Annotated in this window: 22 protein-coding genes and 1 riboswitch; of the genes, 16 read left to right on the forward strand and 6 right to left on the reverse strand. The window is 52.4% G+C overall.

Features of this window, described 5'->3' with window-relative positions; translation table 11 throughout:
* Nucleotides 1-6: 6 nt before the first annotated feature.
* The 3 genes from A7E78_RS07000 (at nucleotide 7) to A7E78_RS15625 (ending at nucleotide 2,169) form a co-directional block, all read left to right on the forward strand.
* Entirely contained in the window at nucleotides 7-372 is a 366-nt protein-coding gene (locus A7E78_RS07000; protein WP_072283551.1) for a response regulator, read from the forward strand.
* 519 nt (nucleotides 373-891) lie between these two features.
* Nucleotides 892-1,386 (forward strand): 6-carboxytetrahydropterin synthase, encoded by a 495-nt coding sequence (locus tag A7E78_RS07005; protein WP_072283552.1) that lies wholly within the window; start codon nucleotides 892-894, stop codon nucleotides 1,384-1,386.
* Between the two features lie 663 nt (nucleotides 1,387-2,049).
* Complete coding sequence (locus tag A7E78_RS15625; protein WP_072283553.1) at nucleotides 2,050-2,169, forward strand: rubredoxin-like domain-containing protein; 120 nt, start codon at nucleotides 2,050-2,052, stop codon at nucleotides 2,167-2,169.
* Between the two features lie 110 nt (nucleotides 2,170-2,279).
* On the opposite strand, the gene A7E78_RS07015 is transcribed toward A7E78_RS15625, so the two are convergent.
* The 3 genes from A7E78_RS07015 to A7E78_RS07025 form a co-directional block, all read right to left on the reverse strand.
* Complete coding sequence (locus tag A7E78_RS07015) at nucleotides 2,280-4,976, reverse strand: cation-translocating P-type ATPase (RefSeq protein WP_072283554.1); 2,697 nt, start codon at nucleotides 4,974-4,976, stop codon at nucleotides 2,280-2,282.
* 310 nt (nucleotides 4,977-5,286) lie between these two features.
* On the reverse strand, nucleotides 5,287-5,847 hold the full coding sequence (locus A7E78_RS07020; protein ID WP_072283555.1) for a class I SAM-dependent methyltransferase: 561 nt from the start codon (nucleotides 5,845-5,847) through the stop codon (nucleotides 5,287-5,289).
* A gap of 44 nt (nucleotides 5,848-5,891) precedes the next feature.
* Nucleotides 5,892-6,395, reverse strand: coding sequence for a MarR family winged helix-turn-helix transcriptional regulator (locus A7E78_RS07025; RefSeq protein WP_235606818.1), 504 nt, complete (start codon nucleotides 6,393-6,395; stop codon nucleotides 5,892-5,894).
* Between the two features lie 330 nt (nucleotides 6,396-6,725).
* A riboswitch (cyclic di-GMP riboswitch) is annotated at nucleotides 6,726-6,804 on the forward strand.
* A 186-nt stretch (nucleotides 6,805-6,990) separates the two neighbouring features.
* Here A7E78_RS07025 and A7E78_RS15525 point away from each other — a divergent pair.
* The 7 genes from A7E78_RS15525 to A7E78_RS07060 all read left to right on the forward strand — a co-directional run bounded on the left by A7E78_RS15525 (nucleotide 6,991) and on the right by A7E78_RS07060 (nucleotide 15,449).
* Nucleotides 6,991-7,392 (forward strand): TolC family protein, encoded by a 402-nt coding sequence (locus A7E78_RS15525; RefSeq protein WP_072283557.1) that lies wholly within the window; start codon nucleotides 6,991-6,993, stop codon nucleotides 7,390-7,392.
* Nucleotides 7,392-8,447 carry a TolC family protein gene (locus tag A7E78_RS15530; protein WP_072283558.1) on the forward strand — a complete coding sequence of 352 codons (1,056 nt, stop codon included), beginning with the start codon at nucleotides 7,392-7,394 and terminating at the stop codon, nucleotides 8,445-8,447. Before A7E78_RS15525 ends, A7E78_RS15530 begins: the two co-directional genes overlap by 1 nt.
* Nucleotides 8,448-8,652: 205 nt before the next feature.
* Nucleotides 8,653-9,384: a phosphate/phosphite/phosphonate ABC transporter substrate-binding protein gene (locus A7E78_RS07040; protein WP_158516083.1), complete on the forward strand. Its 732-nt coding sequence runs from the start codon at nucleotides 8,653-8,655 to the stop codon at nucleotides 9,382-9,384.
* A gap of 58 nt (nucleotides 9,385-9,442) precedes the next feature.
* Nucleotides 9,443-10,348 carry a PhnD/SsuA/transferrin family substrate-binding protein gene (locus A7E78_RS07045; protein ID WP_072283560.1) on the forward strand — a complete coding sequence of 302 codons (906 nt, stop codon included), beginning with the start codon at nucleotides 9,443-9,445 and terminating at the stop codon, nucleotides 10,346-10,348.
* A 16-nt stretch (nucleotides 10,349-10,364) separates the two neighbouring features.
* Nucleotides 10,365-11,321, forward strand: a complete 957-nt coding sequence (locus A7E78_RS07050) for a phosphate/phosphite/phosphonate ABC transporter substrate-binding protein (protein WP_072283561.1) — start codon at nucleotides 10,365-10,367, stop codon at nucleotides 11,319-11,321.
* Between the two features lie 16 nt (nucleotides 11,322-11,337).
* A complete protein-coding gene (locus A7E78_RS07055; protein ID WP_072283562.1) occupies nucleotides 11,338-13,551 on the forward strand; it encodes a sensor histidine kinase in 2,214 nt (737 codons plus the stop codon).
* Nucleotides 13,548-15,449: an EAL domain-containing protein gene (locus A7E78_RS07060; RefSeq protein ID WP_072283563.1), complete on the forward strand. Its 1,902-nt coding sequence runs from the start codon at nucleotides 13,548-13,550 to the stop codon at nucleotides 15,447-15,449. Before A7E78_RS07055 ends, A7E78_RS07060 begins: the two co-directional genes overlap by 4 nt.
* A 197-nt stretch (nucleotides 15,450-15,646) precedes the next feature.
* Here the strand turns inward: A7E78_RS07060 and A7E78_RS07065 are convergent, their stop codons facing one another.
* From A7E78_RS07065 to A7E78_RS07075, 3 genes are all read right to left on the reverse strand, one after another.
* Nucleotides 15,647-15,871 (reverse strand): NifU family protein, encoded by a 225-nt coding sequence (locus A7E78_RS07065; RefSeq protein ID WP_072283564.1) that lies wholly within the window; start codon nucleotides 15,869-15,871, stop codon nucleotides 15,647-15,649.
* A gap of 71 nt (nucleotides 15,872-15,942) precedes the next feature.
* Nucleotides 15,943-16,587, reverse strand: coding sequence for an HAD family hydrolase (locus tag A7E78_RS07070; protein ID WP_072283565.1), 645 nt, complete (start codon nucleotides 16,585-16,587; stop codon nucleotides 15,943-15,945).
* An 81-nt stretch (nucleotides 16,588-16,668) separates the two neighbouring features.
* Nucleotides 16,669-17,409, reverse strand: a complete 741-nt coding sequence (locus tag A7E78_RS07075) for a glycerophosphodiester phosphodiesterase (protein ID WP_072283566.1) — start codon at nucleotides 17,407-17,409, stop codon at nucleotides 16,669-16,671.
* Nucleotides 17,410-17,753: 344 nt separating this feature from the next.
* Here A7E78_RS07075 and glpX point away from each other — a divergent pair, with 344 nt between their 5' ends.
* The 6 genes from glpX (at nucleotide 17,754) to A7E78_RS07105 (ending at nucleotide 24,301) form a co-directional block, all read left to right on the forward strand.
* Nucleotides 17,754-18,707 (forward strand): class II fructose-bisphosphatase, encoded by a 954-nt coding sequence (gene glpX, locus A7E78_RS07080; protein ID WP_072283567.1) that lies wholly within the window; start codon nucleotides 17,754-17,756, stop codon nucleotides 18,705-18,707.
* A 137-nt stretch (nucleotides 18,708-18,844) separates the two neighbouring features.
* Nucleotides 18,845-19,591, forward strand: a complete 747-nt coding sequence (locus A7E78_RS07085; RefSeq protein ID WP_072283568.1) for a YebC/PmpR family DNA-binding transcriptional regulator — start codon at nucleotides 18,845-18,847, stop codon at nucleotides 19,589-19,591.
* Nucleotides 19,592-19,690: 99 nt separating this feature from the next.
* A complete protein-coding gene (gene ruvC, locus A7E78_RS07090; protein ID WP_072283569.1) occupies nucleotides 19,691-20,179 on the forward strand; it encodes a crossover junction endodeoxyribonuclease RuvC in 489 nt (162 codons plus the stop codon).
* 25 nt (nucleotides 20,180-20,204) lie between these two features.
* Nucleotides 20,205-20,798: a Holliday junction branch migration protein RuvA gene (gene ruvA / locus A7E78_RS07095; RefSeq protein ID WP_072283570.1), complete on the forward strand. Its 594-nt coding sequence runs from the start codon at nucleotides 20,205-20,207 to the stop codon at nucleotides 20,796-20,798.
* 86 nt (nucleotides 20,799-20,884) lie between these two features.
* Complete coding sequence (gene ruvB, locus A7E78_RS07100; protein WP_072283571.1) at nucleotides 20,885-21,904, forward strand: Holliday junction branch migration DNA helicase RuvB; 1,020 nt, start codon at nucleotides 20,885-20,887, stop codon at nucleotides 21,902-21,904.
* Between the two features lie 24 nt (nucleotides 21,905-21,928).
* Nucleotides 21,929-24,301, forward strand: a complete 2,373-nt coding sequence (locus A7E78_RS07105) for a hypothetical protein (protein ID WP_072283572.1) — start codon at nucleotides 21,929-21,931, stop codon at nucleotides 24,299-24,301.
* Nucleotides 24,302-24,526: the final 225 nt, after the last annotated feature.

The raw sequence follows: 24,526 nt of genomic DNA on the forward strand, positions 1-24,526 counted from the left end.
ATTTTAATGAAACAAATTCTGATTGTTGAAGATCAAGTCGATATCCTGAACCTTTTGGAGATGATCCTCAGGGCAGAAGACCGCGAAATATTAATGGCGGAGAGTGGAGAAAAAGCACTCGAATTTGCCCAAGAAACTCGTCCGGAGGTCGTTCTTCTAGACATTATGCTGCCCGGCGAAATTAATGGATATGAAGTCGCTCGATCACTAAAGAACGATCCGAGGACTGCTAATTGCTCCATCATTGTTATGACCGCCAAGGTTCAGGAACAGGACAAACTAGAAGCTTTGAAAGCAGGTGCAGACGAATTTATCGGCAAGCCATTCAATATAGAGGATTTGAAAAATAAGGTTATGAAATTTCTTGAATAGAGGCCCTAGGACTCACCACCTATCAGACGCAAAAAGCCCGCCAGGTCAACTTGGCGGGCTTTTCTCACATTGCAGAAGTTATAAAAAACTTATTTATAACCTCGTCTGAATTCTGGAAAAAATCTGGAGCAATGTGTTGAACACTTTTGCCTTCGTTTCGTCGCACATGTGGGAAGTGTCTAGAAAACTAGGGACAATTCAAGAATAGTGTCTTTATGTTGTAGCCATTTGACGGATTTTAAGGAAACAAGATACAGATGCGATGGGAAAAGTGTATAATGTCGCATTTCACCGGCAATATTGGCAGCAACAGAGTACCCATCTTGATGTATTGCAAAAAACATTATTCAACACTAAAGTTCTGGTAATTTTATACGACATGGTGTCGTATAATACCTGGTTGGCAATAATACGAAAGAACGTTTGCATGGAATAAAACGTGCCTGAAATTTAACTCTTTTTGCCCAATTTGATCAAGACCATCAGTTTGTTAAACAAAAACATAAAGAGGAGCTTATCATGTCAGACGACAAGTACACATCAATCGTAAACCTTGATTTCCAGTACGCACATAGGTTTATGAACTGGCCGAGAGAAGCAAAACACCTTCACGGCCACTCAGGTCTTTTAACCATTGAACTTGAAGACACCGTAGACCCGGTAACTGGATTTGCACACGCTTGTAAAGATGGCTTCAAAAAAGCATGGGAAATTTGTGACCATTTCCACCACGCAACATTGTTTCAAGAAGGCGACCCGCTTCTTGACGCGGTTCTTGCTGTATACAAAAAGGAAGGCATTAATAACGACCCAGAGAATTGTGTTCCTCTTAAAAAGATAGACCACGCACTTGCTTGGTCATACCCGGAATACAGAATAGTTGTGACCAAAAAAGTTTCTACTTGTGAGAATCTTTGCGAGCTTTTCTACGAGCTTCTTAAAAACAAGATGCCAATCAAAAAAATCACTTTTCGCTCATCTTCTATGAACGCAGCATCGAAAGAGTTTAAGTAAAAAAATGCCCTATTAGTAAATATCCACCGGCTAGCCGGTGGATATTTTTCTGGCTCGCCGCATTATCTAATGGACAACTTCGTGGGGGGACCTCCTTTTAAGGTGGACCGTGATTCGCTCACACCCATATGTCAACATGATAAAATTTTTGCGGCAAAACGGAAACAATGTGCCAACAAGAGGGTGCAGGCGACGGGCTACCCGCCCGCGCATGAACCTCGATGTTGAAGCTGTAGAAAAACTAGAATCTTACAAGTCACGAACTCTAAAACACAGAAACCCCGTCTGGATCGCCAGGCGGGGTTTTCTGATATGTCAGGGTCAGTCAGAATGAACGAATGCTGACCTCGGGCGGCCTTCAAAATCAACAACACAACATATGAGACAGGGCCGATGCCTAAGGTGAGCTCGGGGCGACAAATGCCCTGACACAGGGGGGTCCTAAATTATCTAGAGATTTATCAGGCGGTTTCCATGGCCACAAAGGGGGATGGTTTTGACATAAGAATCGGTGGCTGGTTTGGGCAACAATTAGCATTCAAATTTATTCACCATGAGGGCGAGTCTGCTATTTTCCCTTTTGCTAATGCTTGAAATTTATCCATAAACATGGAAAATATAAGGGGAAACAAACCGAAATCCAGCCAACACAAGGAGACGAAAATGCGTTCTGACCAAAAATGGCAATGCACTGTCTGTGGCTTGATCGTTACAGGGCCCGCTCCACCGAAGATTTGTCCCAAATGTGGAGCCAGATCCAATTGTTTTATCAAGATCAAGTAACGATTCCCCCCTTCATGATTAAACCACAAACCTTTTTCAGAGGGCCGGGTTGCCATATTCCCATACAACCTTTGGGGATATTCGGGACTTTTTTAAAAGCCGGAGGTAATTCAATCCTCCCTGAACTTTTTTGTCTTCGATCTCTTAATTACTTTTTCCAACTCAACCGCCAGGAAGACCACAGTTGAAAGCAGGATCGTGATGATCAATTCCTTGGCGGGAAGCGGTTCGGTCTTGAAGATGGGGTTCAGAAACGGCACATAAATAGTCGCCATCTGCAAGGCAAAGGTCAGCAAGACAGCCCCCAGAAGTGGTTTATTGGATAACATTCCCTGTTTGAAAAACGATTCCCGTTCAGACCGAATGGCCAGCACATGCCCCATTTGACTCAGACACAGGACAGTGAAGACCATGGTTTGCCAGTGAGCCTGACTGCGGTCAATGTAAAAGGCCTGGGTCATAATTGGAACGGCCCCCATAAGCAGCCCGCCCCAGATGATATGGGCACCGAGCCCTTTGGCGAAAATACTTTCCTTCGGATGCCTGGGGGGGCGCTGCATGATATCTTTTTCCGCCGGCTCTGCAGCCAGGGCCAAACCGGGCACACCGTCGGTCACAAGGTTGATCCAAAGGATGTGGATCGGCAACAGAGGGATGGGCAGACCAAGGAAGGGGGCCAGAAAAATGGTAAATATCTCGCCCGAATTGCTGGTCATGGTGTATTTGATGAATTTGCGGATGTTGTCAAATATACGCCGGCCTTCCTGGACGGCTTTCACGATGGTCGCAAAGTTGTCGTCCAGAAGAATCATGTGGGAAGCTTCCTTGGACACATCGGTGCCGGTAATGCTCATGGCGACACCGATATCTGCCCGCTTTAAAGCCGGGGCGTCGTTGACGCCGTCGCCGGTCATCGCCACAAAATGCCCTTTATCCTGCAATGCCTTGACAATTTTCAACTTCTGCTCGGGGGCGACCCGGGCGTAGACCCGGATCCTTTCCACAGCGGATTCGAATTCTGCCAACGGAAGCTGCGCGAGCTCCCGACCGGTCATAACGGCATCCTTCTCCCCGCGAATGATCCCAACCCGCCTGGCAATAACTTCGGCCGTCAGCGGGTGGTCCCCCGTAATCATCACCGGCTGGATGCCGGCGGATTGACACATGGCTACCGACGACGCTGCCTCAGGCCGGGGGGGATCCATCATGCCGACAAGCCCGAGCAGGATCATCCCTGATTCTGCTTGTTCCGCAGTCCGCGGATGGGGAAGCGTCTCCCAGATCCGCATAGAGAATCCCAGTGTTCTCAGACCTTCGCCGGCAATCTGTTCGGCAATTTTCAGAACTTTCGATCGATCAATTTCTTCCAACCCCTGGCTGGACAAAACTTTGTCGGATCGTTCCAGCATTTCCTCTACCGCCCCCTTGGTAAAAGAAACGATTCGGCCGTCATCCCATGGATGAAAAGTGGTCATAAGTTTTCGGTCGGAGTCAAAGGGAATTTCATTCAGTCTGGGGTGTTTTTCATCCAGACTCTCGCGATGCAAGCCCTTCCCCCGGGCCAGATCGAACAGAGCCGTTTCAGTCGGATCGCCTATCACGTCTCCCGAGGCGTTCAGCCGGACGTCGTTGCATAGAGCCAAGGAGGTCAACAAAAGATCCAAGGGGCTTCCGAAAGCCGGCGACCCCTGGGTGCTTTCCGTTTGTTTCTTGAGTGGCAACTCGGCAGGCCTTTGCATGCGCCCATCCGCATAAACCTTTTCCACCGTCATGCGGTTCAACGTCAAAGTCCCGGTCTTGTCGGAGCAAATGAAAGAAACGGAGCCGAGTGTCTCGACCGCCGGAAGTTTGCGAATCAAAGCCCGTTGCTTGATCAGCTTCTTAGCGCCCAGGGCCAGGGAGATGGTAATTACGGCGGGAAGAGCCTCAGGAATGGCCGCCACCGCCAGGGAAATGGCCGTAAGAAGCATCAAGAGCGGAGGCTCACCCCGGAGAAGACCGGCGACGAAAACGATGGCACAGATGGCCAGAACCGCGTAGGCCAGCTTCTGCCCGAAAGAGGTGAGCCGCTTCTGCAGCGGTGTTCGTCCTTCACCCTGTTCCTGAAGAAGAGCAGCGATCCGTCCGAGCTCCGTATCCATTCCGGTGCCCGTCACCAGACCCCGACCTCGACCATAGGTAACCAGAGTGCCTTTATAGGCCATGTTTGTCCGGTCTCCGATGGACAGGTTCGCTTCCTCGAGCGCCATGCTGTCTTTTTCCACCGGTACGGACTCACCGGTCAACGCCGCTTCTTCAATCCGAATTTGGGCCACTTCCGTCAACCGGATATCAGCCGGCACCACGTTTCCGGCCTGCAGGACAACCAGATCACCGGGGACTAGCTGCTCCGCGGGGATCGACTCGGACCGGCCGTTGCGAATAACAGTGGCAAAAGGAGCCGCCAGTTTTTTCAGAGCGGCCATAGCTTTTTCAGCCCGGTATTCCTGAACAAACCCAAGCACGGCGTTGAGCAGAACAATGATGGCAATAGCGATGGAATCCGCCGGTTCGCCGATGATTCCGGCCACGATGGCAGCGGCGATCAGCACCAGGATCATGAAATCCTTGAACTGATCCAGAAACATCATCCATAACGATTTGCGGCTTTTTTCGATGAGCTGGTTGGGGCCAAAACGTTCCAGTCGTTGACGGGCTTCCTGAGAGGACAGGCCTGTGGCGGATGACTGTAACTTCTCCAGCACCTCCCCGGTATCAAGCCGGTGCCAGTTGATCAATCCCTCTGTCTTTTCGGACTTTGTGCTCATCTTTTTCCTATTCCGGGATGTAGGTTTCGATCCGTTATTGATTGCAGCCTGGAAAAGAACTTGACCGCTTGAGGTGACCCTGAGCTGGCCCGCCAACATGGACACAGTCAGCGAATGGCGAACATAAAAGCCGCTGCTTATCAATTGGTTCAAGTTGACCGAAAATTCCGATCAAGTCTATCAGGTTACCGACTGAGTTGCTTTCAACTTTATAGACAACTGCTGCCTTCCCACGAATTTTATCACCATGCACCAGACCTCAAAAGTACCCCTGGAAAACTTGGTGGGCTTTTACCGCATTGCAAGAAAATTAGGGCAGCTGGAAAATTTGCAGATAGAAATACCGACCAACATCAACCCGGTTAATTGAACTCAAGCCCAGGGTGCTTTCTAACTCTTCCGCTGACAATCTCATGCTTTGCGGTGGTCCGAATGGAGTCTCTTCCTTCTTTATCTCGACGAGGGCGAGAGTCCCTCCTGGCTTCAGCAAGCGCTTCGCCTCTAAAACAAACCCTTGCATTTGTGCGGGAGTGAACCCATGAAGGACCGTTGACAGGTAGATCAGATCGATGGAGCTGGGAGGCAGCTTCGTTTGTTGGGTGACATCCCCAACGAAGGGTTCGATAACGGTTCCCCTGGTTTCCTCCGTCAACCAGGCGATGGCACTGGCGTCCGGGTCTAAGGCATACACCTTCCCTGAGATCCCTACCTGCTTGGCGAACTCTACAGCCATGTATCCATTGCCGCACCCTGCATCCAATACTTTTTGACCAGTACGAATAGAAAGGCTAGCAACGATCTTTTCTTTTTCCACCAGGCGTTCCGAGGATTTTCCCTGGTGCTGGTGCCCATTATTGTGCTTTTTTTCCATGACGACTCCCTGGTTAAGGCGCTTAACTATTCTGCCAAAAAAAATTATTCGCTGTTCAGGCGCTCATCCGCAATTTCACTAAAGATTTCCAAAAGTTTTTTCAGGGTCTTCATTTCGCCCGGCGAAAGCTTTTCCATAGCCTCGACAATCCGGGCCATATCTCTGCCATGGGATTGCTCATGGGCACGACAGGCCTGCCAACCCATCGCAGTGAGAGACAATTCTATTTCCTTATTGCTGTGCGCCGAAGGCTGCTTGACGATGAATCCTTTGCGGGCCAGTTTGGAAACCATCTGGGAGGCAGCGCTTTTACTCACGCCAAAACAGGTGGCGAGATCTTTCACGCACAGGGGGCCCTGCTCCCCAATTGCCTGGATCGTATGTGCCTCCCGGGTGGAGATTTCCACACCCTCGCCTACCACTACCGGCAGACCCTCGATGCGAGCCAACTTGCGGGCAACCTTCTGTAGCTCCATCGTTCTTTGCATGAGTTGTTGTTTGTTCTTTTCCATAGCGGCAATAGTACAGCTACTTAACCATTTATGCAATAAAACCATCTGTACAAGTACAAGCGAGAGAGGTGGGGGCAAGTTGATCTATTATTTGTATTTAGAAAATCACAACCATCACTGAACATGCCTTGCAGTTCATTCCTTTTCAGTAGTGGCGGATTTTTAGGAAACGCAGAGAAGCAGTCAGTGGTCAATATAAGAAAAAAAGCAAGCGGCTCCGCCAGTATTATTGGCTGGCCGTTTTTGGTGAGATAACAACTTTCCTCGTATAGAGGAGGACAGCCATTAGGCATAAATAATGTGACTTTTACTTGACATAAAATACCCACAGGATATTAGCTAATGAGACAAAATGTGCTATCACTTTTCCGACAAGAGCAAAACCAGGGCAATCTGGTGACGCAAAGCTATGGGTTCGCACTATGCGGATCGCCTGGCTACCGAAGAAAATGTGACAAAAACAGGGGATGGTTTTAGATTTTCAGGAACCTTCACTGCTAAATTGTTGCGTCCATTTTCCAGCCGGAAGATGGACTTTTTTTTTGCTAAAAACCATTAAATCGCTTCCTTACTTAAGCTACCGCGTTAGCCGATGGGTTTTGGGAAGCAGATAAGAACTGGAGACATGGCCATGTTTGACACAGTCTACACCAGGATCTGGATCGTGGCGGGGGCCCTTTTATTCTTCTCAACCACCTCCATTAGCGCTCCTCTGCCAGTGATTAATACCGATTATCGTGAACCGGTCTCTTTAGAAACGTGCATTCAGGTCGCACTGCAAAACAATCATCGCCGTCCGGCTTCCCGCTATGCTGTAGAGATGGCCGAGGCTCAGCATCGCCAGGCTTTGGCCGGATACTGGCCGCAGATCACCGCCAAGGGCGGGTATCAGCGTATGGATGAGTCTTCGAACTTCCTCTTTCCTGAAAAGAGCATATCTCTCCCGGGGGGCGGGATCCCACTTCCGCCAGCATTGGGTGGGGGATTCTTCCAATCGACGACATTGCTGTTTCAGAACAGGATGTCAAGCTGATGGATGAGGAATCCTACCGGGCCGCCGTCGAGGCAACCTGGCTTCTTTATGACGGAGGCATGCGCAAAGGCTATCGCGAACAAGCCAAGGGTCTTGTCGATATGATGAAACAGGACTCGCGGCGCACTGACCTTGAAATTGTCGACAGCGTCAAACGCTATTATTACGGAGCGGTTCTGGCAACCCAACTCCACCAGATCGGCAAAGACACCTTGGCTCGCATGGAGGCAACTCTCAGCCTTACAGAGACAATGTATAAAGAAGGCAGCGGCAGGGTGAAAAAAACGGACTGGCTGGACAATAAGGTCATGGTCGAATCGCTGCGGTCCATGGTGGCTTTGCTGGAAAAAAATGAATTGATGGCTCAAGCCGCCATAGCCAATACCATGGGCTTGTCATGGAAGGCTAGCGTGATACCTGCCGAGAGGGAGATGCCTTTCTCACCGTTCCCCGGCCTATTGGACGGCATGGTCAGCAAAGCCTACCAGTTTAACCCTGACTGGGCTAAAGTCGAAGCCGGCATCCGGGCGGCGGAAGGGGCCGTGCGTACAGCTGAAAGCGGCCATTACCCCAAACTGGCGATTACCGGCGAACTGCACAAATGGTGGAATGATTACGACGCCGGCATGGCAACGGACCGCAACAAGGAAGGCTGGACCATCGGCATAGGCATGGAAATTCCGATTTTCAGCGGCTTCCTGACTTCAAACAAGGTGGCCGAAACCCGGGCCCGTGTGTCCAAAATCAAGGAGGAGCAATTCCTCCTCAAAGAGGGCATCGGCCTTCAAGTCCGGGATACTTTTCTCGCCTTGAATGCCGCAGAGAAATCCCATCAGGCAACACAAGACGCCATGATCGCCGCAGAGGAAAGTCGCGACCTGAACACCCGGGCCTACCAGCACGAACTGGTAGAGACCGAAGATGTCATCCGCGCCCAGTTGATGGAAGCTCTGATGTCAGCCCAGCACTACAAAACCCGCTACGATCACATTGCCCTCCAGTCTCGAATGAACTTGCTGGTCGGGACCGAAATATTGAAAAAGCTGGAGCATTAGTGACGCCGTCACTACCTGAGGCTTCCGGCGGATCGATGCAAATACTCAAGGGACAGAACAGATGAAAAGAGGAACTCCCACCCTCCCAACATGGCGTCTATGGCCCACGGGCTTAGCCGCCTTGCTCCTGGTGATGTTGGTTCAGAGCACCGGCCACGCGGCCGGACCGTCTGTGGTCCCCTTTCGTATCGGCTTCACCAGGCAAATGTTCACCGAAGTCAATGAAAGCGATGCCAGAGCAGCAATAAAGGTCTGGGGCCAGACTGTTGCCAGAGATCGCGGCATTGCTGCGGCGCCGGAGCCTCTGTTATTCAACGATGAGGAGGAGATGCTTAACGCACTGCAAAACAAAGCGGTGGATGTGGTGGCCGTATCGACCCTCGAATACGAACTTTTGCAGCGGAAGACAACTTTCGGCCCGCTCTTTTTCACAGTCCATGACAATGAACTAAGTGAAGAATATCTCCTGCTGGCGCACCGCGACGGCCCCGTTCAAAGCCTTGCCGATCTAGCGGGCCGCGTCATACAGTTCCACGACAATTTACGCCTCTGCCTTGCCCCCCTATGGTTGGACAGCCTGCTGATCGAGAACGGTCAGAAACCCAGCGAATCGTTTGCCGGACGAATTACCAAAAAAGCAAACCTCTCCAAGGTACTGCTTCCAGTCTTTTTCCGTCAGGTCGATGCGTGCGTAGTCAGCCGCAGCGGTTTTGATACCATCACTGAATTAAATCCCCAACTCGGCCGGCAGCTTGTGGTGATAGCCTCTTCTTCGGCAGTGGTTCCGGCCGTCTTCGCTTTTCGAAGCGATTATGCCCCCCCTACAAGGAAGCTTTACTTGATGGTATTCGCAATCTCCATGGAACAGCCGCTGGCCGACAGGTTCTCATGGTATTCAACGGCAACAAGATCGAAGAACACCCCAAGTCCTTCTTAAGTTCGGCGCTACAGCTTATTGCATCCCACTCGCAAATGATGAAGGACAATTCGAGGCCATGAAGACCATTATCTATGCCATATTATTGTGCCTGACAGCGACTGCAGCGCCGGGGCAAGATCTTGCGAAGTTGAACAAACGCACGTTTCACATCGGTGTTTCTTCACGACTTTTTCGAAAGTTGAACCACAATGAAGTCATCGCCTCCTACAAGGTCTGGGCATCCACAGTTGCTAAAGAAAGGGATCTTGACCTCGATGTTCAGGTGTCCATGCTAAATGGACTGGAAGGAATTCAAAATGGACTCAAGAACGGCTGGCTGGACGCCGTCAATCTTGCCACCGATGATTATGATGTCCTAAGCATTGATCCCGACACAGTCTTTTACCCTCTTCGGGAAGATGGCGCTGGAACCGTCTACATACTGCTCGTTCATACCGAGAGTGGAATCGAAGGGGTGAAAGACCTCGAAGGGCTTAACCTGGTCACATATGAAAGCCATAACATGGTCCTGGCCCGAAAGTGGCTTCAAAGCGAGTTTACGCGTGCAGCAAACGGGGCCATGCAAGAACGGGACATCGATATCACCACAGTTGACAAGGCCGCTGATGGGATTTTTAAAGTGTTTTTCCGCCAGGCCGATGCCGTCATAATGAACCTGGGCACCTTCAACTTGGCCTGTCAATTGAACCCCCAGCTGCAGAAAAAACTTAAAATTATATCGAGGTCACCAAGGCTTATACCGTCGTTTTTTATATTTAGCCCTGATTATCAGGGCAAAAACAGGCAGCTTATTGAGGAAGCCATCACCGGACTGCACAACTCTGCAGCCGGCCAGCAGGTGCTCACTATATTTCAAAGCTCTCGCATGGAAAAGTCCTCTACGAAAATTCTGGATGAAACCCTCAGCTTTCTTTCCGATTATAAGGCTTTGCAGCTAAATCTTTCGGCAGCGAGGCAGTAATCACGGGAGAGGGATATTGATCAATCGACAGACATGGATTGCCGGAATTGCCCTGCTCTTTCTCATACTGGGTGGAGGGACATCTCACAGTACGAAAGAATCTACAGTCGCATTAAAACCGGCACATCTGACTGTGGCCTTTACGGAAAGTGCTTTTCACGGCATTAAACGCCAAGACGCGGAAATTGCTTTCAAGGCCTTCACAAAAAGCATCGGCATTAACAGTGGTTACGATATATCAGTTAGGGTAAAAACCTTTAAAAATGTCGATGATATTAAAGACCTCCCAGTCAAAGAAAGGCCAGAGCTGGTTATTTTGGACAGTCTGACCTTTTTGGAAATGGGAGAAACCCCTTGGATCGATCCGGTTTTTATGACATCCCAGCAGGGACAGGTCGCTAAAAGCTACCTGCTTCTGACGCACCAGGACAGCAAACTGAGAGCCCTGAGTGATTTACGTGGGAAGTCTTTGAACCTTTGTGCAACCAATAATGCAAAACTGGGCGACTGCTGGCTAAACTCACTGCTAAAAGAAAAAAAACTCGGCAGCCCTGCAGAGTTTTTCACGAAGGTTGAACTTCACGACAAGCCGATGCCTGCGCTTCTTCCGGTTTTTTTTAATAAAACAGATGCGGCCATCATCGATACGCTTAAGTTTAAGCTGATGACAGAGCTAAACCCGCAACTCAATAAAATGCATACGGTAATAGCCTCTGAACCTCTCGTGGAGAGCGTGATATGCGCCAGCGATTCCGAGTGGTCCTCAAAAAAGTTTAAAGAGGCAGTTCTAAAACAAATGATCGATTTGCACCGTTCTCTGTCGGGCCAGCAAATACTGACCCTGTTTAAAGTCGATCAGATAGTCCCATACGAATCGGCGTACCTGAATTCCATGCGTACAATCCACGACCGATTAAAGTCTCCTGACAAGAGCCGCACCAGGCAACAACGGCAAAAACCCGCTTTCAATTAAGGACGAGGATGTCACTATGTCTTTAAATCAAGACTTACCTATCCGCATGGGGATATCCATGCGCATCGCTCTTTTGACCTGGCTGGTGGCCCTGGTGACGTTGCTGGTGTTCGTCCTGACCATTCTCCCCCAGCAAAAAATCACCTATCAAAAAAACCTGAAATCCAAAGCTAACAGCGTGGCCATCTCATTGCATAACGTGGCCGCCGGTGCTGCGATCAACGAGGACTACGCCGGAGTTGTCAGTGCCTGCCAGACTCTGCTGTCCGGAGACGATGAAATCGATTTTCTGATGGTGGTGAAAAACGACGGCTTTGCCTTGATCAACGACCAAAACGGCTGGAAAGTGGAACAGCAGGTCGAAGATTACTGGCATCCTGAAAACCGAAAGGCCGCAGGCAGCATCGCCGCTGTCCCTCTTCTCGATCGCAGGGTTTTTCACTTTGCACAACCCTTCGATTATTCCGGCATTCAGTGGGGCTGGATTCACGTTGGCCTTTCCCTCGAGTCCTATGACAGCAGCGTTGCATCCTTGTACCGCACCACTCTGTTGCTGACCGTGGGATGTGCCTTTCTGAGTCTGCTGATTTCTTTGGGTTACGCATCACGGCTTGTTCGTCCCATCCTGCGCTTACGCCATGCTGTTAAACAGGTCGCCGAAGGGGACTTTTCGGTGCGGATCGACATGAATCGAAGAGACGAACTGGGTAATCTTGCCTCGTCGGTCGATATCATGACCAATGCATTGCGACGCCGGGACCGCATTCTAGAAAGCGTTCGTTATTCTGCCCAGGAGTTCCTGCAGACGGAACAATGGGAAAGCTCTATCGACACGGTACTTGCCCGGATCGGCAATGCGGCCGATGCCAGCCGAGCCTACATCTTTGAAAACACAGAGGATGAAACGGGCAGCCTGTTTATGTCCCAACGTTACGAATGGACGGCGCAGGGTGTTGCCCCGGAGATATCCAATCCGGAACTGCAGATGCTTTCTTATGACGCCTCCGGTTTCAATCAATGGCGTTCGATTCTTGCCGACAACAAAACCATCAGCGGAGCGGTTGCCGAAATGGAGGAAAGGCAGCGCGCCATTCTCGAACCGCAAGGCATCCTCTCCCTTCTGGTTATGCCGGTTTTTGTCAACAACAAGTGGTGGGGATTTCTTGGGTTGGACGACTGCTCTCAGGCGCGCCTTTGGACGGACGCCGAAAAAGACAGCCTGCGCGCCGCCACCGACATGCTCGGTGCGACTATCGCCCGCCAGGGCATCCAGGAAGCCCTGTTGGAAGCCAAAGCCACATTGGAATTACGGGTCAAAGAACGCACCAGGGAGCTGCAAGCCCAGGTGGCGGCCAAGGAGAAGGCCTTATCGGATCTCGCCGAGGCCCAAAGCTCTCTTCTTGAGGTGTCCCGGGCAGCCGGAATGGCCGAAGTGGCTACCGGCGTATTGCATAATGTAGGGAATGTCCTGAACAGCGTAAATGTCTCCAGCACCCTGCTCATCGAGCACCTGCGAAAATCCCGCTGCGGCAATATCGCAAAGGTGGCGGATCTGATGCAGGAACATGCCGGGAAACAGCCGAACTTTCTCACTGAAGATCCGCGGGGTCGCCAGATACCTGAATATCTGGCATCCCTTTCTAAGTCACTGGAAGAGGAACGTCAATTGATGCTGCAGGAGACCGAGTCTTTGTGTGAACGAATCGACCACATCAAGGAAATTGTCTCGATGCAGCAGAGCTATGGTCGCGTAGCCGGCGTTGAAGAAACCGTTTGTCCTGAGAAGCTTATGGAAGACGCCCTAAAACTTAATACCGGTGCACTTGAACGCCACGGGGTAGAGGTTGAACGTCATTACCAAAATCCGTCACCGGTCACTGTAGACAAGCATAAAACCCTGCAAATCCTTTTAAACCTGATCAACAACGCCAAGTATGCTTGCAGCGAGAGAGAGGGTGAAAAAATCATCACCTTGAGAGTCGATAATCCTGCGCCGGATCGCATACGATTCCAGGTTGCGGATACAGGAGTTGGTATAACATCGGAGAATCTGACCCGGATTTTCCAGCACGGTTTTACAACCCGCAAATCGGGCCATGGTTTCGGCCTTCACAGCGGGGCCCTTGCTGCTCGCGAGCTTGGCGGTAGTCTCACCGCGTTTAGCGATGGGCTTAATACAGGCGCAACCTTTACCCTTGAACTGCCCTGTCATTCGGGAGAGATAGTATGATGAATCACGGAGTTTCCTCAGCACCTCGCATTCTTATCATTGACGACAACGTAGCAATACATGAAGATTTCAAAAAGATTCTTCTGAAGGGAAAATCCTCCGACAGCAAATTGGATGATCTCGAAAGCGCCCTTTTCGGCGAAAGAGATGAGGTTTTTTCTCCGCCCGAATATGTAATTGATTTCGCCACTCAGGGAAAAGAGGCTTTGGCCATGGTCGAACAGGCCGAAAAGGAAGGGAGTCCCTATGCACTGGCCTTTGTTGACGGCCGCATGCCTCCGGGATGGGACGGCATTGAGACGATTAGCCGCCTCTGGAAAGTCAGTCCCGATATGCAAATGGTTTTGTGTACCGCTTATGCCGATTATTCATGGGATGAAATCCAACAAAACCTGGGCCAGACCGACAGCCTGGTCATCCTGAAAAAGCCATTTGATATCGCTGAGGTACTGCAGTTAGCCCACGCTTTGACCCGCAAGTGGGAGCTGAACCGGGAGATACAAGGAAGACTGCACCAACTGGCCTATTTTGATAGTCTGACCGGCTTGCCGAATCGAACGCAATTCCTGGATTCATTAAACAAAACGCTGGCCAATGCCCAAAAAATGGAAAAAAAGGCCGCACTTCTCTATATCGACCTCGACGAATTCAAACGCATCAACGACACCCTGGGTCACAGCATTGGAGATAAACTGCTAAAAATTATTGCCCAGCGTTTGTCCACTTGCGTCAGGAATTCCGACCTGCTGGGAGAGCGGGGTGAAAATCACAAAACAGCCCGCCTTGGAGGCGACGAATTTACCGTACTGCTTTCCAACGTAGAGTCAGATGAGGAGGCTTCCGCTGTTGCCAAACGTATTTCCAATAGCTTGAACCAGCCCGTTGAGCTAGGCGGCCATCAGATGATGGTTGTCCCCAGTATCGGCATTGCCATGTTCCCTGCAGACGGTGAAGATGCCGATAGTCTTATGAAAAATGCTGATATGGCAATGTACTTTGCAAAACGCAACGGCCCCCAAAACTATCGATTTTACCAAGAGTCCATGAATGCTAATGCATTGAAAAGGCTAACCATTGAAACACAATTGCGTAATGGGCTCGAGGCGGAAGAGTTTTCCCTTGCCTATCAGCCGCAATTTGATTTGAAAACAGGGAATTTGAGTGGCGTCGAAGCTCTGCTCCGCTGGAAGAATAAAGAACTTGGACAAATCCCCCCCATGGAATTTATTCCTATTGCTGAAGAAAGCGGCTTGATTCATCCCCTTGGCGAGTGGGTAATGCGCACAGCATGCACGCAAGTAAAGACGTGGCAAGACCAAGGAATAGACCTGCCCCGGATAGGCGTGAATGTTTCACCTAAAGAATTCATTCATCCAGAGTTTATATCCAATGTTAAGTCTGCCCTCGCGGATAGCGGTCTGGACCCATCAGCGCTGCAAATTGAAATTACCGAAACACTTTTAATGGAACATTTTGAGGGGACGGCGAAAACCCTGGAGGAACTCCATAAAATGGGAGTTCAAGTGGCTATAGACGATTTTGGCAAAGGCTACTCAAGTCTAAGCCGGCTGCAAGAACTTGCCATTGACTGTCTCAAAATAGACCGCTCATTTGTCAGTGCGGTCGACGAGAGCTTCAGGCAAAAGTCGGTATTGAACGCCATCATTGCCATGGCCAACGGCATGGACCTGGGTATGATCGCAGAAGGAGTGGAAACAAAAGAGCAGTTTCTCTTTCTCCAGGAAAAGCATTGTGATGAGGCCCAGGGCTACATGCTTAGCAGGCCGCTGACTTTGGAGCAAGCTGAGGAGTTCCTACAAAAAGCAACTATGCAATTAAACGATCAAGACCCTTATTCTTCACTAGATCAAGGTTCCGCCGATCTTCAGAGCTCATAACCCTTAGACTGCCCTCGGAATATTTGTCGCTCGCAATCCATTTGATGCGATTGCGAATATCACCATTTGCCATAATATAAAGGCCCGTCCGGTTTCCGGACGGGCCTCTTCTTATCAGTTGTGCCAGTACGGCATCCCCGGATATCCAGGGCACCGCATCGGCACTTATTAAAGGCTGCGGTTGGCGTCCAAGACCATCAATCGACCTGCACCACCTCTTTAAGTTCGGGAAAATGCTGAAGCAGTGTGCGTTCGATGCCCATTTTCAGGGTCATGGTCGACATGGGACAGGAACCACATGCACCGGTCAAGCGCACCTTGACCACGCCATCGTCCGTGACATCCACCAGTTCCACATCACCGCCATCGGCTTGTAATGCCGGACGGATAGTCTCGAGAACTTCCTGGACCTGTTGTTTCATAAGCTTCTCCTTTTTCCCATATTATACCGTGGAAAAGCAGATAACTTATAGGGAATGGAGATAGAACCCGCTCAATGAAGCAGGCCAAGCAGCTTGTGGATCTGCAGCAGGTCGGAAACCTGCCGCACCAACAGAGTTGAAATCCCTCTTTCTGCTGGGGGCAGCAGATCGATGTGTTGGCGGTCGCCGACAAACAGGAAACTTTCCGGAGGCCCGCCGATATCGTTTAGAACCTGATCCAATGCCTCACTGTCCGGCTTTGGCCGCCAGCAAAACTCAATGGTATAAATACGCGTGAACAGGTGTTCGATCCCCAGCAGCGCAAGGATCTTTTGCACTAAAGGATAGTTGTTGTTGGTATAGATAAACAGGCTGTATCGTTCGGCAAGGCTGCCAAGGAGATGCTGCAGCGCCGTGTCGTTGTTCAGATATTGTTCAGGCCGAACCCGGTCCTGAAGTGCTTGGTGAAATTCAGAAAGTTCGATGCCGAGCTCAGCACAAACCAGGCTTAGAGCCGGTTCGAATCCCGTCTGGTCGGTCAGCTTTTGACGGGTACTGCGCACCACATTACAGCCCTGCGAGGTGGTCAAACCACGCCCCGAAGCCACTAACTCGCACGCAACCTGCTCGATTTCATCACGGACCCCCTCGTTGACGTAGAGGGTGCCATCCAGATCAAAAACAATCGACTTTAGCGTATTGGAAAAGCTGGTCATTGGTTGTCACCCAAAATTTTCGATATCTCGTTGTGAATACTTTTATGGATGCAGACAACTCTATCAACCTGCGGTGACATGTCAAAACTTGCTGGACGCCCTGCCCTGGTCCAGATCTTTTAACCAAGCCAAAAGTTGCTTCGGATCGTTGCAAAAGACGCCATCAACACCTAGCTGCCAGCAGTGTTGGAGCCGGGCAAAAGTATCGACGGTCCAGGGATAAACAGCCAGCCCCCGCTGGTGACAGGCGGCAACCAATTCAGCGGATAAAAAATCGAAGCGCGGATTGAAGCTTTCCGCAGTGCAAGCCGCCGCCCGCTCTACGGCTGCGGCCCAGTCCGGCTGTTCCCACAAAAAAGCCAGAGGCAATTGCGGCGCCCTACGCCGCAGCTGGTATAGAAGATCATGGTCAAAGGAAGATAAAACGATGGAAGCCTGCGGATAAGAACGGGACAAACCCAGCACCGCCTTACCGGCGGCGGAATCTTTGATTTCAACATTGAAGCGCAATTGCCTGCCGCCCCGGCATAATACTTCCTGGAGAGTCGGTATCTTCTCGCCGGCAAAGGCTGCACTGAACCAGGAACCGGCATCCAAACGCTGGAGTTCCTCCAAAACCAGTTCCGCAACGGGACCTCGCCCGTCACTGGTGCGATCAAGGGTCTCATCATGAAGTACCACCGGTACCCCATCATGGCTTAAGTGCACGTCGAGTTCCAGACCGTCGGCCCCGGCAGCCTCGGCAGCCTGAAAGGCCGCCAGGGTGTTTTCCGGTGCCAAGGCCGAAGCCCCCCGGTGCGCCCAGACAAAAAACCTTCTCATTTACCCTCCACCTTGTACTGAAACGGCCAGTCATTCCACTCTTTTGCTGCTTCTAAATATACATCAATAAGCCCCAGGAGTCTGTCGGTCTTGACGGGCCGAAATGAAAAGCTGGCTGTTCGCATCCGCATTTTCGATAATTTGAGAGCGAATAGCAGGGTTATTTGGCGAAAATTGTCGAGAATCTGGGCCGATCAGACGATTTTGCGGTCGGCTCATGATAAGCCCGGCAGCCTCCTTACATTCATCTGCCATCGGGCAACTTGTTTTCGAAGGTAAATCGTGGCATGATGAGCGCCGACCGAAACCACCTATTTTTTTACATCCAAGGAGGGCAACGCACGATGGATCGCAATCTTGCACTGGAACTGGTGAGAGTCACCGAAGCCGCGGCTCTGGCCTGCGGCCGTTGGGTCGGCAAAGGGGATAAGAACAACGCCGACGGTGCCGCGACGGAAGCTATGCGGCGCACCCTCGACTCGATCGAGATCAACGGCACGGTAGTCATCGGTGAAGGCGAGATGGACGAAGCCCCGATGCTTTATATCGGCGAAAAGGTCGGTACCGAGGGCGCCCCCGAGGTCGACATCGCCGTCGACCCTCTGGAAGGCACCATCATCTGTGCCAAGGGCACGGCCGGCGCCATCACCACCATCGCCCTGGCCCCCCGTGGCGGCTTTCTCCATGCCCCCGACATGTACATGGATAAGATTGCCGTCGGTCCTACGGCCTACGGTGCCATCGATATAACGGCTCCTCCCAAAGAAAACCTCAAGCGGGTAGCGGAAGCCAAAAATTGTTACATTGAGGACTTGACCGTGGTCATTCTCGACCGACCCCGGCATGAAAAGATCATCAACGAAGTGCGCCAGGCAGGCGCCCGAATTCATCTTGTCTCCGATGGTGACGTAGCTCCCGCCATTGCCGCTACCGTAGCCGACAGCGGCGTCGACATGATGATCGGTATCGGCGGCGCTCCGGAAGGTGTGCTGGCCGCGGCCGCCCTCAAATGCATGGGAGGCGATATGCAGGGCCGTCTGGTCTTTATGAGCGACGAGGAAAAAACCCGCGCCAAGAGCATGGGTATCGACGACTTCGATCGCATCTATACGGCCGAGGAAATGGCCAGCGGAGACATCTTCTTTGCGGCAACCGGAGTAACCAACGGTGAGCTGCTGCGAGGAGTCCGCTACTACTCAGGCGGAGCCGAAACCCACTCCATCGTCATGCGCTCCAAAAGCCGCACGGTTCGGTTCATCAAATCCCAGCATCAATTTGACTTCAAGCCGCTCTACTAAGCGCCTTGCAAGCCAGGCAAGAGGCTTGTCGCTCTGAGCTTTTACATGCTATGATGAGCAACTTTTTCGGCCGTATCAGGAGATTGTCCGACACTCTCCTGGCGGCATAAGAATAACCGTACAAGGAGAACAGTTCCATGGCAGGACACAGTAAATGGGCTAACATCAAGCATCGTAAAGGTGCTCAGGATGCCAAACGCGGCAAAATATTCACCAAACTGATCAAAGAGATCACCGTAGCCGCCAAGCTCGGCGGCGGCGATCTTGATACCAATCCGCGCTTGCGCACCGCCGTTGACAAGGCCAAAGCCGGCAATATGCCCAAGGACACCATCGAGCGGGCTATCAAGAAAGGTAGCGGCGATCTCGAAGGGGTCAATTATGAAGAGGGCACTTTCGAGGGCTACGGTCCCGGTGGAGCGGCGGTAATCGTCGAGTTCATGACCGACAACCGGACTCGCACCGTGGCTGATGTGCGTTTTATCTTCAACAAGCATAACGGCAGCCTCGGGGTCAACGGCTCGGTAGCCTTTCTCTTTGATCGCAAAGGACTGATTGTTTTCGACCAGGAACAAGACTTCGACACCCTGTTTGAGATGGCCCTGGAAGCCGGTGCCGAAGACGTTAAGGACGAGGGTGACGGTTATGAAATCATTACGGACCCCACGACCTTCATCGAGGTGCGCGATGCCCTGGCCGCCCAGGGATTACAGTGGCAGTCAGCGGAAGTCACCATGATTCCCCAGACCACCGTGCAGCTCGAAGGCAAACAGGCCGAGCAGATGCTGAAGATGATGGACAAGCTGGAGGATAACGACGACGTGCAGAACGTCTACGCCAACTTCGACATCTCCGAGGAAGAGTTCGCCAACTTCATGGGTTGATTCAGTAATTCGAATACGGGCGGCGATCTGGGTCTTCGGAACCGACGCCGCCCGTTTTTTAATCCGGACTATTCAGCCAGCAGGACGAAGGCAGGATCCATGCGCATTCTGGGAATCGACCCCGGCTCACGAATCACCGGCTACGGCATTATTGAAAAGCGCGGAAACCGGCTGTTGCATATCGACAACGGTGCTATTACGACCCGCAGCAGCGACGAGTTGGCCAACCGGCTGAAAGTGATCTACCGGGATCTTGAACAGGTGATTACCGAATACGCTCCCAACGCGGTCGCTATCGAACAAATTTTTGTAGCCAAAAATGCCCAGTCGGCTCTCAAGCTGGGCCATGCCCGGGGCGCCGCTATGTTGGCCGGGGTCAATGCCAACCTCACGGTGGCCGAATACACCGCCATCGAAGTCAAAAATGCGGTGGTCGGCTATGGTCGGGCCGAAAAACGACAGGTTCAACAGATGGTCCGCATGCTGCTCAATCTGCCGGAGATCGCCCAGGAAGATGCTTCGGATGCTCTGGCCGTCGCGATCTGCCACGCGCACAGCGCTCGGATAACCCAACTCAAGCGCTCTTAACCCATATATCCCCCTGGAGTCTATCTTGATCGCCCTGCTCAGCGGCAACATCGTTCATAAATCGGTCAACCAGATCATCGTCGACGTCAACGGCGTCGGCTATCGGCTGCTGATCCCCCTCTCCTCTTTCTATTCTTTGCCGGAAGAGGGCGCCGTACGGCTCCATGTACACACCCATGTGCGGGAAGATGCTATTTCGCTGTTCGGGTTTCTGACTCTGGAAGAAAAAGAGATGTTCGTCCTGCTACTGACCATCTCAGGGGTCGGTCCCAAGCTGGCTCTCAACATTCTGTCCAATATTCCCGTTAACGATTTGAAGTGCGCCCTGACCCAGGGGAATATCAAGCAGCTCTCAAGCCTGCCGGGAATCGGTAAAAAGACCGCCGAGCGACTGGTATTGGAGTTGAAGGAAAAGATTCCCCAAGGCACATTTGAACCAGCTGCGGCTGGAACCCCGGCCACAATGGCCGGCGACCAACGGGAAGATGCCTTGTCAGCGCTGGTCAATCTCGGCTACAAAGAAAACCTGTCCAAAAAAGCTCTCGACAATCTGGAAATCCCCCCAGAGGCCTCTCTGGAAGAGACTCTCAAAGCGGCTTTGAAGATTCTGATGCGCTGAGCAGGCTGAAAGGGATCGATACCAATCGACCAGGACCGGCGACAGGTACCATTTTTTTATTTACGGCTTTATGGCAAGGAGGGAATATGAGCGAGCGACTGATCAGCGGCGAACTCGGTGAAGACGACCGTTTCGAAGCCTCGCTGCGGCCGCGCACCCTCAAGGAATATATCGGCCAGATAAAAGCCAAGGACAACCTGCAGGTCTTTATCGATGCGGCCCGCGCTCGCCAGGAGACCCTGGACCACGTTCTTTTCTTCGGTCCTCCGGGCCTCGGAAAAACCACCTTGGCCAACATCATCGCCAGCGAAATGGGCGTGAGCATCAAAAGCACCTCCGGACCGGTGATTGAAAAACCGGGCGACCTGGCAGCTATTCTGACCAACCTTGAAGAAGGCGACGTCCTGTTTATCGACGAAATCCATCGTCTGTCGCCGGTGGTAGAAGAAATACTCTATCCGGCCATGGAGGATTATCAGCTCGATATCATCATCGGCCAGGGTCCTTCGGCCCGCACCATCAAGCTCGATATTCCCCGCTTCACTCTGGTCGGCGCCACCACCCGAGCGGGCCTGCTTTCTTCGCCGCTGCGCGACCGTTTTGGCGTCATCTGTCGCCTGGAGTTCTATACCGCCGAGGACCTGGCTACCATCGTTCGCCGCAGCGCCGGTATCCTTGGTGTGCCGGTGGCCCAAAACGGCGAAATGGAAGTCGCCCGGCGTAGCCGGGGCACCCCCCGTATCGCCAACCGCCTGTTACGCCGGGTACGGGATTTCGCCGAGGTTAAAGGCGACGGTACGATCACGCGCGAGATCGCCGACATGTCTCTGAACCGGCTGGAGGTTGATGGCTGCGGCCTCGATCAAATGGACCGGCTGATTCTGCTGACGATCATCGACAAGTTTGGCGGTGGCCCGGTTGGAGTCGAAACCCTGGCAGCGGCAGTCGGTGAGGAGAAAGACACCATCGAGGATGTCATCGAACCCTATCTCCTGCAGCAGGGTTACCTCAACCGCACACCTCGCGGCCGTACTGCCACCGACCTCGCCTATCGTCACTTGCAACGTCTGCCTCAAGATGCCGACAACGGCGAGCTTTTTTCTTAATTACTTACCAAGAGCTGTCAGTGCATGGTTCCTGCAAACCCAGCATCCATTGATCCCGACACCCTGCACCAGCTTACCGACCAGCTGAGTCACTGGGCTGAAAGTCTCATCAGCCGAGGCCGTACGCCTCTGCGCAAGGTCGAGACCTTTCCGTCCCTGTTGACCGCCATTGGTGAGCTGCGCCCCCCCCTGCTGTTCTGGATTAATCGTGACAGCTGCATGGCTGGGGGAGTCGTACTTTTCCCGGGGGAAAACGATACAGCAGCAATGGAAATGGGCCACTACTGCGCTCAAGCCCTGGGACTGCGCTATTTCATCACCTGGACCCGAAACGAAGTCTCCTTTTGGGACGATGAATCCCCTCCTCGCCTGCGAAAACAGTTGCCTCTGACTAAAGGGGCCAAAGCCAACGCCCGCGATTTCCAAGAAGTCCTGCAGCTTCTTCTGGAGGAGATCAAACTGCTGGCGGTACTCGCCGCGGTGCCGCCACCGGAACTTTCGGCCTGTTATCTGGCCAACATGTGGCGCACCACCTTGCTGGCAGCGGAACCCCTGTTAAATGAACATTACCGTATCGCCCGCAGCGAAGAGCGTCTGACCAAGGGTGACGTTCCGGGGCAATTGGCCATCGGCAAGGGGTTCCTTACCTTTGTCCGGTTGCTGGCTCTGAGTCACTATGATTTGCTGCCCACCGAGATCCAACCCCATCTATTAGAAGAAGAGATTCGCCGCGTCCTGCCGATCTTACCTCCCGGCCTACGGCAATCTCTGGCCATGAGCGATACGGAACTGGCGCTTCCGGAACCGGTCGCGGTTCGCTACCACCTATTGTTTCGTCGCCTGACACAGTTGCGACCAGCCAGCGATCTGCAGCGCTGTTGCCAGGCCTTAGACCTGTTGCTGGAGCAGGAGCACCGGCGACTGGGTGGTTACGCCCCACCCTGTCCGGTCCCGGCCACGGCCGCAACCTTGTTGCTTAATCCGGACCGCGCATACAAAACCGTTGCGCCAGCCCTGGAATTTGCTTCGGCACCCTTGTTGGCCGGGCTGGCTCTACAGCGCAACCTATGCGGTCACCCGGCCATCGACCAGACCGTATCTCTCTGGCAAGCCCCGGAGGGCTTTGTTCCCAGCCATATCAGCGGCACTCTGGTCGATCAACGGCTACCGTCCCCCGAACGGCGTAATCATTTTCTGGCCCTGTTGCGTCGATCCTGGCCTAACCGCCGCTTTCGCCTGCCGGTGGCTACACCGACCTGGACCTGGCACCTGCTGCACCTGTTGGGCCTGGCCGCCGCCGGTGCGACCATCGAACTGCGCCTGCCAAGCGGCTGGTTGGCCAGCAACTACGGCCTGACCGTTCTGGAACTGATTCAAAAACAATTCACCCTGGAACAACTCTCTGCCGAGACGGACGAAGAAATCATCCTGCGCATCAAAAAATCGATAGATGATGACTGCATGACGTTCATGACCCATGGCGACAGCACGCGCTCAGTTGAATGGAGATGGTTGAATTCCCGGCATCCGGCCCTGTTGTCCCTGGCTCTGCACCTGCCCGATCCGCTGCTCAGCTTGCTGCAGAACGGTTCGCTCTGCCTGCCGGAGGAGCAAACCTGGCCGGAACATCATACCGAAGCGATCTTCGCTTTTACCCGTTCAACTCTCGGTCAGGCCTTTTGGCAATTGCTCGGCGACGGCCGCCCTTTGCCCCGCCGAACTTTATTGCAAAAAGAAGTGCTGCGCACCGGCTTACCCCTGCCGCCCTCCAAGGTTCTGGACCAATTACAAAGAACCATGGACGGCGAAACATCGGAAACCACTCGTCAGCGTGCCTACGAACGGGAACTGGCCCTCTGGCTGGGCAGCGATCTTTCTTCCCTCGCCGCTGGTCCCTGGGCCGAAGGCTACGAAACCATCGCGGCCAGAGCTGTTAATACCGACCCTAAGGAGTTGACAGAGACAATCACCCAGGAAGTCTTTGTGGATGGAATTCCGGTTTTTCCCGACCACTATCTTTACGACTATTACCGGCCGGAACTTCGTGATTACACTTTCACTCCGCCACTAAACCGTGGCTCTGAATTTTTCGGTCGTGTCGAATTGATTGATAAACAGCAGCGCCGGTTGGAGGTCGAAGGCCTGGATGCTGCCCGTGCCCTGCTGCTCTGCGCCGCGGCCGGCAAGACTTCCATCGGCCTGCCAGTCGAAGGTCAGATTATTTCAGCCATCGTCCAACGTTATCTGACAGATTTGCAGAACCTGCACCAGGCTCTATTGCGTTGCTGCCATCGCCATTGCGCTGACCCTCAGAAAGCTGAAACCCTTACCAAAACGATCTGGGCCGACCAGCCCTTACCTTCCTGGGACTGCATTCTAGAGCTGTCGCGCCTCTAGGGCCCTGTCGGACACTACCGGCCCAAGGGAAAATTCGGCTGATAGAGAACGGATTTCAGCTCATTTGAAGATTCATAGCTGAAGCTATGGGCCAATCGGCCGAGCTTGCAGCTGGCTCATGGATGGTCTGCCAGCCCCTTGAAAGTTCAAAACCTTGTCAGACCTTTCTTTGCCCGTATAATTAGCAACAACACTCTTTCGGTTCTGCCTTCCCTGCTGTTCACA

Origin of the sequence: Syntrophotalea acetylenivorans, assembly GCF_001887775.1 — a bacterium.
GTDB classification, from domain to species: domain Bacteria; phylum Desulfobacterota; class Desulfuromonadia; order Desulfuromonadales; family Syntrophotaleaceae; genus Syntrophotalea_A; species Syntrophotalea_A acetylenivorans.